This window comes from Niastella sp., from assembly GCF_045805085.1.
Lineage (GTDB): Bacteria > Bacteroidota > Bacteroidia > Chitinophagales > Chitinophagaceae > Niastella.
In genome coordinates this window covers 1-12827 of record NZ_JBJMLX010000264.1, presented here as the reverse complement: position 1 = coordinate 12827, position 12827 = coordinate 1, and the positions used below count along the sequence as shown (strand labels likewise).

Here is a 12827-nt window from a genome sequence, read left to right as displayed (position 1 = left end):
GTTGTTGGGCAGATGATTGATCAAAAACAGTTAGCATAGGTGCAGAAATAAATTGTGTGCTTTTACGTTTTCAATAGTATTCAATTTCCTTAGAAACAACACGTTAGTAGCAGTATGCACGCTTTACGCCTGGATTTGATGCGTTATTGGGTATCTATAAAATCCATTGGGGTAACCCCCGAGATGGAGGAGTATGACAAAAGGAAAATGAGCATTTTTAACCAGCTTAATTTCCTTGGGATCATTACCGGCATCATTGTCCCCCTCATTGGCCTCCTATTCAACGATCACCTTCCCCCGCTTGCCTGGTTTATTGCAGCCTCTCCGCTGGCCATCAGTGTTATTGTACTTTGGCTGAATCACGAACAGTATTATGAACACGCACGTCTTGTATATTTCAGCTTATATCCCATTGCAACCTGTTTGGTGTACCTGGGAAAGGTAGATGTAGGGGTTGAACTGTTCTTTGTATTGTATGGGGTGTTGTCGGTTTTCTTTCTACAGGAAATTATGCATATCATCTTTGCCTTCTCCCTGGCAATTACCTGTTACTTCATTGCCTGCATAGTACCGCATGATTATTATTTCAGACTGGCAAAGTCAAATTATTATTTCTACGTTTTCAATCATATCACAGCCATCTCCTTTATTTTTTACGCGATATATTTTATTAAGCAGGAGAATAACGGCTATCATTATAGCTTGCTGAACAAGTCGAGGGAAAGTGACCTGCAGAAACAGGAAATTGCGCAAAAAGCCAGTTTGCTGGAAGAACAAACCGCCAAGCTAACTGAGTTGAATCAGCTCAAGAATAAACTGTTCTCTGTTATTGCCCATGACCTGAAAACGCCTATGTATGCGTTGCGGAACCTGTTCAATAATATGCACATCAATGAAATGCCGGTGAAAGAAATAAAGGCGCTGCTGCCCGGCATTGTGAGCGAAATGAACTATACCACCAACCTCATGGAAAACCTGTTGCAATGGGCCAAGTCGCAAATGGAAAATACGAGCCTGCAACCTGAGGTGCTGGATATTGAAACCATGATCCGCCGGGTATTACAGTTATTACACTGGCAGGCCAGTAATAAACGCATTCACCTGGAGTCGCAGGTAGAAGAACCGTTGTTTTGTTATGCCGATAAAGAAATGGTGAACCTGGTATTACGCAACCTGCTGTCAAATGCTATCAAATTCACTCCCGAAAACGGACACGTACGGGTAGGGGCCAAGGAACAGGCTTCCTGCGTTGAAATATATGTGCAGGATGATGGTGTTGGCATCAGCGCCGAACGCATGCAACAATTGTTTGGGGAAATGTTCTATACCACCAAAGGCACTAACTCCGAAACAGGCACTGGTTTGGGACTTAAACTCTGTAAAGATTTCCTGGAAAAGAATGGTGGCCGTATTGCCGTACAAAGCCAGTTGGGCAAAGGCAGCACGTTCACTGTTATTCTGCCCCGGTTTGGCGGCGAAATAGGACCAAGACGTTAATAAGCAATAAAAAAAGGTGGGTCACTCTTAATGAGTGGCTCACCTTTTTATATTTTAAGTCAGCTATTTAAAGATCGTATCGAAGAAGGTCTTCATATCCTTCCAGGAAGCAGAATCAGCTGCGCCATTATACCCGATAGGCAGGTTCCACTTCTTTCCTAATTCAGTTGCCTTCGGATTGGTAAACGCATGCAGAGCGCCAGGATACGATTTGAAAGTATAATCGGCCTTTATGGAGTCCATTTGTTTTTTAAAGGCGGCTACTTCTTCCTTCTTTACAAAAGGATCGGCTTCGCCATGACATACCAGTATTTTGGCCTTTAGCAGGTCTTTGTTGGCAGGCACGCCTATCAGGTTGCCATGAAAGCTTACCACGCCTTTTAAGGGCTCACCCAGGCGCGCTGCATTCAATACCATGGCGCCGCCAAAGCAATAACCTATGGCAGCTAATTTGCCGGTATCTGTTTGCTGAAAGCTTTTTAAGGCTACCAGGGCTGCTTCGATGCGGGCTTTGGCGCTTAAAGGTTTGGTGTAAAATTGTCCGGCCCATTTACCCGCTACAGCAGGTGAATCGGTATTCATGCCGTTACCATACATATCCATGGCCATGGCTATGTAACCCAGTTTTGCCAGCTCACGGGCCCGCATTTTCACATAATCATTCAATCCCCACCATTCAGGAATGATCAGGATGGCCGGGCGCTTGGTATCGAGGCTGGTATCGAAGGCAACATAGCCTTTCATGGTAATGTTATCACCTGCATAGTCGAGATCCAGTTCTTTTAAGCCCGGTTGCCTGGTTTCGGCTGTTGGTTGTTCAGTAGCTGGTTTTGATGAATTGTCATTACAGGAAACAACAGCTGCAATGCACAAAGAAAGAAAAGCAAAACCCAATTTTTGTTTCATGATAGTATGGTTTATTATCGGTTAATAAGTTAACAGGTTAAAAAGTTAACGAGGTAACAATTTTGCAGGATACAGAAACCAGGGGAATCCTTGTCAACTCATCAACAGGTCAACCCGTCAACCTTTTCATATATACCGCTTTCCAGAACGACCCTTTCTTCTATCAGGTTGCTGCGCAGGTTATTTAATTGCTGCTGCGCCGCATCGCCCATCAGCAAATGCAATCCTAATGCCGGTATCCCTTTTTGGGCAATACGGGTAAAGAGCTTATTAAAGAAACCGATCCCTTTCTCTGTTTCATCCGTTACCTGTATGCGTTGAAAACCCGTTTCGGTCAGCAATGTATGCAGTTGTTGCGAGGTAATCAAAAAGCTCAGGGATGCATCGCCGGCCCAGGGTACGGGATAGTGTACCGGTTCCGCTTTGCCCAGGATATCGTAATAAATAAACCGTCCGCCGGTTCTTAATACGCGGTTTATTTCCGCATAAGCCATTTTTTTATCGGCTATATTCATTTGTACATGTTGTGTTAACACGGCATCAAAAGCGTTCCCGCCAAAAGGAAGCGCCAGCACGCTGCCCTGTACAAACCGGATGTGATGTTGCAGGCCGGTCAATGCCGATAATTTTTCAGCCGTTCGAATATAGTCACCTGTTATATCAATACCAGTAACAGCACAGCCAAACTCCGCTGCCAGCAAACGGCAGGCGCCGCCCAAACCACAACCGGCATCTAAAACGCGCATGCTCTGTTGCAGGGCGGCGGCTGTGGCCAGTTCACGCGATACTTCCTGTCCGCGCACATGAAACTCATCGATGGGCGCAAGATCCTGCCGCGTTATAGCGCCAGGCATTTTGCCCTCACTGGCTAAGGCCTTCAGAATGGTCTCGTACAGGTGGTCATGCGCATAATGTGCCGCTATTTGCGATTCATTGGTCATGGCTCATCAGTTTGATGGTTTACAATTATCGCAGTAAATGTTGCGCAATATATTATATTCAAGCAACTGAAAGCTGGCGCCCCCCTTATCCATTGCATTAAAGAACCGGCAGTATCTTTTACTATTGATGCTGATAGCATTCTGTACAGCTTTTTGTACACTTTCCAGCGAGAATTGCGCCGGATCAAACAATTTCAGGTTCAGGTAATAAAATAACAGGTCTTCGTTTACATCGAGCTGATGTATCCGTTTCTCAAGCAACAGTTCCGACAATTTCATATGGGAGTAATAACAAAGGAATTTGGCCATGGCCAGGATGTCTTCATCGGAAAGTTGCATATCCACGTACGTTAAATAAATGTATTTAACCGCTTCGTCTTTGGCATCGTACTTATATTGGCTCATATAGATCCCGCACATAATAATGTGGTAATTGATAAGCATGCGCTTTACCAGGGAAGAATCGGTACCGGTTTTTGGAAGCTCGTTGATGTATAGCAGGAACGAGTCTGGTTGTGCAAAACCGGGATCGTATTGCCACATCCGAAAAGTAAGGGCGCAGATGTTATATTTTATTTTACCATTGGCGGGAGAAAGGGTCTCAATCTCTTTCAGTTCTTCAAGAGCCTCTTCCTCGTAAGTGATATTCAGCAAAAGTTTGTACGTGATCTGGTTATTTTTCAGGTCGCTGAAAATGGCTTCATGGGGAATTTCAAGCTGGTTGATATATGCCTCCGGTAGTTTTCCGTCGGCAACCCGGTCAAAAATGGCGTCCTGTATAATGGAAGCTTTTGCCACCTGTTTCTTTTCGATCGCTTTTTTAAATTGCATTACCAGTGAGTCGGCTTTTGTTCTTTCCAGACCGGTCTTTTTATTCAGGTAAATAGTAATGATCGCTTTCCGGTGATCTTTCAGGTAAGGTTCAAGCTGATCGAGCAGGGCTTTATCGAGCAGTTTTGATTTAATAGTGGCCTTATCAAAATCAGCCAGGTCTTTGTACGGAGATTGAGCGATGTCGTTGTAAAACTCTATCCAGTTTTCACCAGCCGTAATGGTAGTTTTTATTTCGCGTGTTTGAAACTGTTGTAACGCTTTAACGATCGATTTCGCCCGTTGCTGCTGTAACAGGCTGTTAGCCTGTTCGGCGCCTTCTATGGAGGAATAGGCGCGAATATGAATGGACTTAATGCTGTAATCTTTCAGTTCCAGGGAGTCATACAGCGGTTTTATATCCTTTGTGTCATATACTGCTTTATTCTTTGAGAAGGGGATAATGAACTGTAGCTTTTTGGAATAGAAGCGTGGATTTGAAGTTGTGTCTGCTTCATTATCAGGTTCAACATTCAGCAGCGTATCTGTATACATCCCCATGGGCAACAGGGCCCACGAGCTGCGGGGGATGTCAACAAAATTCGTATAATGGCAAACCACGCCGTTTTTGATGATAATCAGGTTGCCTTCCATCTCTTTATTTAAAAGGTTTTTTGGAACCTGGCCCACTTTTACAGAAAAATGGCCTTCGGTCAACTGCTCCATATTTTTTTTGAGCGCTGCGAGATAAACGGGAGGCAGCACCACGCCTTTGGAAACGGAATGCGCGATTGGTAAAGTAGCATTACAGACATACTGTTCTTTCAATACCAGGTCAACCGAAACCCCGTCCTGGGCGCCGGTAAAGAGTTTATTAAACCATTCCATATTCGACATGGAAAAATATACATCCCCATCGGTATGTATATCGATGCCGAATAATACCTCTTTCGGCATGTCATGTAATAATTTTTCGCATGCGGTGCAGTAGGCCGACTGTCGACCATCCTGAATAAAAACTTTTGTTTGGGCAGTTGCCATTACGGGCAGGCATAGCCAGAGGACCAGGGTTAATAAGTGACGCACGTTTTTATAAGGCATTATGTAAGGTGTGTAGGGTGCTGCTAAGTTAGTCACGATTTGGCGGAATTGTTACAACGGGGTTAACCGGTTAACTCGTCAACTTTTCAACTTTTCAACTATCTTTGACGCTATGACACAAGAAAAAATAAACGATATGAGGTCCCGCCTTGGTGGACTGAGGAGGTTTCTTTGACGTCGATAACCGTCAGTACAAAGTAAACGAAGAAAAACAACTTTCCCTTTCGCCCGGTTTTTGGGACGATAACAAACGGGCCACTGAAATACTCAAAAGCATTAAGCTAAACGAATTTTGGATCAAACTCTACGACCAGTCAAAAGCGGACGTGGAGGATTTTGTTGTGTTGTTTGATTTCTGGAAAGCCGGCGAAGCCAGCGAAGAGGAAACCAAACAGGCTTATGAAAAAGCCTTACAACAATTAGATGAAGCCGAGTTCAAAAGCACCCTTAACCAGCCGGAAGATGAATTACCTGGCGTGCTGCAGATAAACAGCGGCGCGGGTGGTACGGAAAGCCAGGACTGGGCCGAAATGCTGGCGCGCATGTACCGCATGTATGGCGAAAAACAGGGCTGGCAGGTAACCGAGCTCGACTGGCAGGAAGGTGATGGCGCCGGTATCAAAAGCGCTACGCTGCAGTTCGATGGACCGTTCGCCTACGGCTTTTTAAAGGCCGAGAGCGGCGTTCACCGCCTGGTGCGTATTTCGCCCTTCGACAGCAATGCCCGCCGCCATACGTCTTTTGCGTCGGTTTTCGCGTATCCGCTGGTTGATGACAGCATTGCGGTGGAAGTAAACCCCGCCGACCTGGAATGGGAGTTTTACCGAAGCGGTGGTAAGGGCGGACAAAACGTAAACAAGGTGGAAACGGCTGTGCGTTTAAAGCATCATCCCAGCGGTATTGTGGTGGAATGCCAGAAAGCCCGTACACAGGGCGAAAACCGCGAAATGGCGCTCCAGATGTTGAAGAGCCGCCTGTATGAGGAGGAGCTGCGTCGCCGTGAAGCGTTGAAGAATGCCACCAATGCTTCTAAAAAGAAGATAGAGTGGGGCAGCCAGATCCGCAGCTATGTATTCCATCCTTATAAAATGATCAAGGACCATCGCACCGATTATGAAGTAGGTAACGTGCAGCCGGTGATGGATGGTGAGCTGGATGGGTTTATTAAAGCGTATTTGATGAAGGAGGCGGAGGCGGGTTGATCAGTTGACCAGTTGGCGAGTTGACAAGTTAACAAGTTGATAGGGTTGACGGAGTTGACAGGATGATAAAGAAAATAAGAATTAATCTGAGGCCGAAGGCCGAAGTAAAAAATAGAAAGCCGCGAAAAGGGCCAAAGCTGTTTAAAACAACTTTGGCCCTTTCTATTATTTTGAACTTAAAACTTTCAACTTAAAACTTTGAACTAACAAACTCAATAACTAACAAACTCAATAACCTAAGAACTCAATAACTGCCACTTTTACGCAGGATCCTACTTGAATTTAACCTGGTTAACTGATCAACTAATAACCCCACCAAAAATAAAAACGCCACACTGTTAAGCGTGGCGTTTTTACATGAGTGTATCTCAGCTGACTGAGAACCCAGAAACTCATTCACTGAGAACTCAGAACAAGAATTTTGCCTGCAGTTGCATAACAGGATTATGGTCTGCAGGCAAAATATGAATACACCAATTAATATTGCCAGAGTAATGTAAACCAATCCGGCATTACTCGCGTGTTTATACTTTCATCAACGATTAATTCATTGCTGTATCGTTGCTGAGGCCTTGCGCATATAAAGAACCCGGTAATACGTTCCAGATCAAAGACACCATACGACGACGTTTGTCATCAGCATGATAATCTTTTACTCTGTCCGGGTAAGGCAGCTCTTCCCCTTTACCCATCCACTTGATGTCGTAGTTGATGAGCTTAGGATTAGGAATAAGAGCTTCATTTATTTTGATAAGGTCAACCAGAAGGTTGGCAATAGATTTTGCTCTAAGTTCAGATAATTTTACGTTCAACTCCTGACGGGTTGGGTTGTTCGTTTTCATCTTGGCGAGCAGCGGAGAGTACAAAGGAGATTCCTTTGCGATCGGCGTTTCGTCAGAGAAACCATAACAAACAATTACCGCCACGAATCTTTGTCGGGGGTGGTCACCAAAGAACTTGATGATCCGCTGTACAATTGGTTCGATCGATTTTTTGGCTTCATCCTGTTTTTCAGGAGGAATACCATAACCACCTGCTGGGAAGAAAGTGGCTGTTTCAAATGAAGAGAAAGTGGAAATGTCATAAAGGTCGTTCAACGATTTCAGATCGGTCAACGCACTCTGGATGATTACGTTTGTACGTTCTGCGAACTGCATGATCTCTTCTTTGGTACCATTCACCGACAGTTGTTGTGCAACTGCAAGCTGGGTGTCGATCTTTCTTTCAGCCTCTTTGAGGTTTTTGATGATCTCCTTACCAATGTCAGGATCCACTTCATAATTTTTCACTTTTTCTACGGTCAGGGCGATGGCGCGCTGAGCTTCTTTCTTGACTAACTCAAGTGTTTCTTGTGTGGTTTTCGTCAAGGTTTGGACTGATTTACTAGGGCCGCATGATACTGCCATGCCCAGCGCCAGTCCTGTTACTACCATGATTAATAGGCTACGAAGCATAAGAGTAAAGGTTTTTAATAAGCAGGACCAAACGTGACCTGCTCCTTTGGTTTACTAATTGGCTTTTTCGGATTGGTTCTTAAATGGATACTAGAAGTATCTATCTGACTTTTAACGGCAGATGCGCGAATATATTCTCTTTCTTTAACATTTTTTTCCTTTTTTGTCGCTTCTGCCGGCTCAGAATAAGCGTAAGAACTGTACGAATTGTAAGATTTACTATTCTCTTTTTTTGGCGCAATTTCCGGAGCGCTTTCAGTAACCGTTGGAGTTTCAGGTTGTTGTACTACCGTTGTTGATCTGTTCCTGGCAGCCTTCGTAATTTCCGGGTCCGTTTCGGTTACCGGAGTCCATGAGACAGACGTAATATTCGCAGATGATGGTAATTTTACCTTTAGTAGTTTTTCGATCGACTCATTTATCTCATTAATGTTGTCGTCTTTGATGAATGCGTACGACTTTATTCCCATTTCGGTAAACCATTTACTCCAGATGGTAGTAAGCAGGTTGTACTCACCGGTCCAGTCATCCTTTGGGTTTAATTCCAGCACAAGAACTTTTAAATTGGGGAAACGTTTATTTACCGGAAGCAGACCATAGTCACCTTCTTTAAAACGACTGTTCCAGTCGGGTGCTTTTTTCAGGTTGTTGATGATCTGTGCGCAGGAAGTATACCGGTTGTTGCGGCTGCTGCGGCCTTGCAGGCTTTCAAAATCCATATAGCCATCAGTGATGATGAATAGTGTATTTTGTGCATCTTTCTCCAGGTCGTCCTGCAGGTCTTCATTGAAGTATTTCCAGATGTCGGCGCCCGCATAAGAAGTGCTGTTATTGCTGATCACTGCCTTTTTATAGATCTTCGGCAACAGGGTGTTGAAATTTTTTTCTGTTTCTTCCAGCATCTTGGCCTTTTGTTCGGGCTGGGCCGAGGCCAGGGTGAGCCGCAGGTTGCCGGCCAGGTCATACACTTCGTTTGCAGTAGTGCGTTGGGGCGCTACCATCAACTTCAGTTTATCGTTCACCGTAAAATATAACCTGGTGGGATCTTTTGCATTCAGCTTTGACTTGAAAGCGGCGTAGATGGATTGAATGACCTGTATATCCTTTGGAACCTGTTGCTGGTTGTTATACAGTATTCGGTCGCTCAGGTCAAGCAAAACCATGTAATTGTCTTTGGGCGGTGCGGATCCGTCTTTTTTTGCATCCTTCACAGCCTCTTCGATTTCATTGCAGCCTGATAAAACCCAGGCGCACATGATTGTGATTAGGAGGTAACGTGCCATAACTCAAGGATAAAGAAACCTATTAAGTGATTATTTGAAATAAGATTCCTGAAACTCTTTTAATTCCTTTATATAGGCATCCGTTTTCTCGTTGATGAGCTTGATCTGCTCTTCTCCTTTTTCGCGGCCATATAAAGTTGCCAGGTAACCGTTCCAGCCATCCCTGAAGTAATTGATGTTCTTCTCAATTGCATCAACGGGCAGAACGAGTCTGTCTTTTTCCTTGCTTAGGTCTTCCGCTCTTTGGGTTATTTGTTGTAACTCAGTTTCGTATAACATCCGTTTTTCTTCCAGCTGCAGGATCTCATCCTGTAAACGGTGAATGCGTTTGTACCGAAGTCTCAACTGGTTGCGTTTGCCCCATTCCATCTGCATCAGATAATATACAGAGCTCCAGATGGCAAACACCCCAAAACCCAAAAAAAGTACCAGGTAAAATCGCGAATCCGCGAATACCGGTACAATCAACGTTTTAAATTCATCCCGATTCAATTTGATCAAAATCTCGTTCACGGCGGTATGAACCTGAAGAGCAAGCAAAATGTCACCAATAAAAACCAGGCTTAGCAATCCCCAAACAATTTTCTTGTATTTAATACCTCTTTCCGAGAACAGATGAATAGATGTTCCCAGTGCAAAGAAAATAGTGGGGAATACGATCAGGGGGGGGTAGTTAATAATAAGATAGACCAGTCTTCGAAGGCTGGGTAACAATTGTATGTTTAGCCTTCCTTCCTGGAAAAGGGTCATTGGATCTACACCATTCAGCGCAAAATCCGCAACACTCATGTAAAAGTATAATAAGTAGAACGATAATGCAACTAAAAGAAATAATAAAAATAAAAAAGTGCCCCAACTGAAGCTGTTATACATCGCCTGGTGGCGGGGAGAATGAGCCGTACTTATTTCATCTAATTGATTTTTAAGCATATTGATCTCAGTCTGCTTACTGGGTACCAACCCCTTGGTAATATCACGACTGTTATGAATTTCTTCCACCTTGCCCTTGACCTCGTAGAATTTTTCCAGTAAGGCCTCAATTTGCTTTTGGATCCGGTTACGCGTATCCTCCGTTTTGGGTAATAATCGTAGGGAATCCTGCTCAGATAGGATGGAACCGCTGCGCACTTTGTTTAACAGGCCCTTATACGCTTCAATACCGCCTTTATAAGTACCTGCCTGCTCAACGCCATACCCGCGCATGTCTTTCACTACGATGTTCGACAGATCAGGCATATGATACCTGTTGCTATCGGTTAGTTTTGATTTGCCAGAAATGATCACTGATTAATGGATGTGTTTTGGGTTATTGCTTCCAAATTTAATTTATTGCGCTGTTTAAAAATTAGCATGTGCACACCCTGTGGATAAAAGCAGGGGCTGGTTTTAAGCCTATTTTATAATATTTTGTTAGTCAGGGTTTTGACTCGGTACTACCTTTTTGTTAATTAAAAACCAGCTAAGTAACTTCGCAACCTCAAAAAACACATGATTATGGAATTCGGCTATTTTCACTATCCACTGCCGGCAAACGAACCTGTTTTGTCGTACGCACCGGGGTCGCCCGAAAAAAAGCGGTTGAAGGAAGTGCTCGCATTGTTAAAACAGGAACCCGTAGACGTACCGATGTACATTGGCGGACGGGAAGTGCGCACTAATAAAAAAGAAACCATGAATCCCCCGCATGAAATAAAACATGTGCTGGGGCATTATCATATTGGTGAAGAAAAACATGTAAAGCAGGCAGTTGAAGCAGCCCTGGCCGCCCGCGAAAGCTGGGCCGCCATGAGCTGGGAGAACCGCGCGCACATCTTCCTGAAAGCTGCCGACCTCATTGCTACTAAGTACCGGCCATATATGAACCGTACTACTATGCTGGGTCAAAGCAAGAACGCTTACCAGGCCGAGATCGACAGCGCCTGCGAGCTCATCGACTTCTTACGTTTCAATGTACACTTTCTGAGTGAGATCTACCGTCAGCAACCCATTAGTGCAGCTGGCATCCATAACCGTATGGAGTATCGCCCGCTCGAAGGGTTTGTGCTTGCAGTTACTCCATTCAACTTTACAGCGATCGGCGGCAACCTGCCTACCTCAGCAGCCATGTGTGGTAATGTAGTAGTTTGGAAGCCTGCCCACACCCAGGTTTATTCGGCCCAGATGTTCATGCGCATATTAAAAGAAGCCGGCCTGCCCGATGGCGTTATCAATTTAATTTACGTTGACGGTCCTACGTTAGGTAAAGTTTGTTTCAGCCATCCTGATTTTGCCGGGGTGCATTTTACCGGTTCAACAGGCGTATTCAACAATATGTGGGAAACCATTGGTAAGAACATGTCTTCTTATAAATCATACCCCCGCATTGTTGGAGAAACCGGTGGAAAGGATTTTGTACTGGCGCACAAAAGTGCTGATGTAGACCTACTGGTTACAGCATTATTACGCGGTGCGTTTGAATACCAGGGTCAGAAATGTTCTGCGGCTTCACGTGCTTACATTCCCAGCAACCTGGCTGAAGATGTAAAAAAGAAACTGAGTGCCGGCATTGAAAGCTTTACCATGGGCACGGTAGAAAACTTCAGCAATTTTATCAATGCCGTGATCGATGAAAAAAGCTTTGATAAAATTGAGAACTATATCGAGAACGCGAAGAACGATCCCAAAGCAGTACTCTGGGCAGGCGGCAAGTGCGATAAATCACAAGGTTATTTTGTGCAGCCTACTGTTATTGAAGCAAAGGACCCCATGTACGTTACCATGTGCGAAGAGATCTTTGGCCCCGTGTTAACTGTATATGTATACAATGCCGAAAAGTTTGAAGATACCCTGGAGCTGGTGAATAAAACCTCCCCATATGCATTAACAGGATCGATCATTGCGCAGGATAGGGCAGCGGTTGAACAGGCTACGGTGAAACTGCGTCATGCAGCTGGTAATTTTTACATTAATGACAAACCAACCGGCGCCGTTGTTGGACAACAACCTTTTGGTGGCGCCCGCGCCAGTGGCACCAATGATAAAGCCGGTTCTATTTTGAACCTGTATCGCTGGCTCAGTGCAAGAACCATTAAGGAAACATTCAACGCCCCTGTTGATTATCGTTATCCGTTTATGGCAGAAGAATAAGCCAATAGGCAATAGACAATAAGCAATAGATAATAAAAAAGAGGCTTTTTTTCAATGACAGCCTCTTTTTTGCCTGTTGCCAGTTGTCAATTGATTTTTTTTACCCCTTTAGCTTAATTTTCTAATTTGCGGGTTTGCGTTTATTTTTATCAAAATATTTTCCTTGAAGACGATCTTAAATGAGCAGCAACTGGCTATAATTATCCGGCGGCTTAGTCACCAGGTATTGGAGAATAATATCAATCTCGATAATACGGTCTTTATTGGCATTCAGCCAAGGGGCATTTTTGTGAGCGATCAAATGATTCAGGTGATCCGGGAGCTGGTTGCACCCGAAAAAGTGCAGTATGGCAAGCTGGATATTACTTTTTATCGTGATGATGTCCGCAACCAGATCCACGTACCCAATCAAACCGATATTCCATTTAGCATAGAAGGTAAGAATGTTGTCTTGATCGATGACGTATTGTATACCGGCCGCACCATCAGGGCTGCGCTGGATGCGTT

The 12827-nt window shown here is 44.4% G+C and carries 10 protein-coding genes; 4 read left to right on the top strand and 6 right to left on the bottom strand.

All coding sequences use genetic code 11. The features are described from left to right. Nucleotides 1-114 precede the first annotated feature (114 nt). The gene (locus ACJ751_RS13720) at nucleotides 115-1497 is read left to right on the top strand and encodes a sensor histidine kinase (RefSeq protein ID WP_407746064.1); all 1383 of its coding nucleotides are present in this window, start codon (nucleotides 115-117) and stop codon (nucleotides 1495-1497) included. A gap of 63 nt (nucleotides 1498-1560) precedes the next feature. Here the strand turns inward: ACJ751_RS13720 and ACJ751_RS13715 are convergent, their stop codons facing one another. From ACJ751_RS13715 to ACJ751_RS13705, 3 genes are all read right to left on the bottom strand, one after another. Further along, entirely contained in the window at nucleotides 1561-2403 is an 843-nt protein-coding gene (locus ACJ751_RS13715) for a dienelactone hydrolase family protein (protein WP_407746063.1), read from the bottom strand. 101 nt (nucleotides 2404-2504) lie between these two features. Next, nucleotides 2505-3344, bottom strand: coding sequence for a class I SAM-dependent methyltransferase (locus tag ACJ751_RS13710; RefSeq protein WP_407746062.1), 840 nt, complete (start codon nucleotides 3342-3344; stop codon nucleotides 2505-2507). 6 nt (nucleotides 3345-3350) lie between these two features. Continuing rightward, on the bottom strand, nucleotides 3351-5111 hold the full coding sequence (locus ACJ751_RS13705; RefSeq protein WP_407746061.1) for a hypothetical protein: 1761 nt from the start codon (nucleotides 5109-5111) through the stop codon (nucleotides 3351-3353). A 256-nt stretch (nucleotides 5112-5367) separates the two neighbouring features. On the opposite strand from ACJ751_RS13705, the gene prfB reads away from it, so the two are divergent. After that, a protein-coding gene (gene prfB, locus ACJ751_RS13700) for a peptide chain release factor 2 (protein WP_407746060.1) occupies nucleotides 5368-6457 on the top strand; the annotation gives its coding sequence in 2 pieces (ribosomal slippage) (nucleotides 5368-5427 and nucleotides 5429-6457; 1089 coding nt in all). 542 nt (nucleotides 6458-6999) lie between these two features. Here prfB and ACJ751_RS13695 read toward each other — a convergent pair. The 3 genes from ACJ751_RS13695 to ACJ751_RS13685 all read right to left on the bottom strand — a co-directional run bounded on the left by ACJ751_RS13695 (nucleotide 7000) and on the right by ACJ751_RS13685 (nucleotide 10478). Beyond that, nucleotides 7000-7911 carry a hypothetical protein gene (locus ACJ751_RS13695; RefSeq protein ID WP_014217451.1) on the bottom strand — a complete coding sequence of 304 codons (912 nt, stop codon included), beginning with the start codon at nucleotides 7909-7911 and terminating at the stop codon, nucleotides 7000-7002. Nucleotides 7912-7925: 14 nt separating this feature from the next. Then, nucleotides 7926-9122 carry a hypothetical protein gene (locus ACJ751_RS13690; RefSeq protein WP_407746059.1) on the bottom strand — a complete coding sequence of 399 codons (1197 nt, stop codon included), beginning with the start codon at nucleotides 9120-9122 and terminating at the stop codon, nucleotides 7926-7928. A 102-nt stretch (nucleotides 9123-9224) separates the two neighbouring features. Beyond that, nucleotides 9225-10478, bottom strand: a complete 1254-nt coding sequence (locus ACJ751_RS13685; RefSeq protein ID WP_407746058.1) for a hypothetical protein — start codon at nucleotides 10476-10478, stop codon at nucleotides 9225-9227. 210 nt (nucleotides 10479-10688) lie between these two features. Between ACJ751_RS13685 and pruA the strand changes: the two genes are divergently transcribed. After that, complete coding sequence (gene pruA / locus ACJ751_RS13680; protein WP_407746057.1) at nucleotides 10689-12320, top strand: L-glutamate gamma-semialdehyde dehydrogenase; 1632 nt, start codon at nucleotides 10689-10691, stop codon at nucleotides 12318-12320. Between the two features lie 163 nt (nucleotides 12321-12483). Further along, the coding region (locus ACJ751_RS13675) for a bifunctional pyr operon transcriptional regulator/uracil phosphoribosyltransferase (protein ID WP_407746056.1) at nucleotides 12484-12827 on the top strand (344 nt) is incomplete at its 3' end.

Coding starts and splice junctions, on each gene's coding strand:
- ACJ751_RS13720 (WP_407746064.1), top strand. CDS start 115: ATGCACGCTTTACGCCTGGATTTGATGCGTTATTGGGTATCTATAAAA.
- ACJ751_RS13695 (WP_014217451.1), bottom strand. CDS start 7,911: ATGCTTCGTAGCCTATTAATCATGGTAGTAACAGGACTGGCGCTGGGC.
- ACJ751_RS13710 (WP_407746062.1), bottom strand. CDS start 3,344: ATGACCAATGAATCGCAAATAGCGGCACATTATGCGCATGACCACCTG.
- ACJ751_RS13715 (WP_407746063.1), bottom strand. CDS start 2,403: ATGAAACAAAAATTGGGTTTTGCTTTTCTTTCTTTGTGCATTGCAGCT.
- ACJ751_RS13705 (WP_407746061.1), bottom strand. CDS start 5,111: ATGCCGAAAGAGGTATTATTCGGCATCGATATACATACCGATGGGGAT.
- pruA (WP_407746057.1), top strand. CDS start 10,689: ATGGAATTCGGCTATTTTCACTATCCACTGCCGGCAAACGAACCTGTT.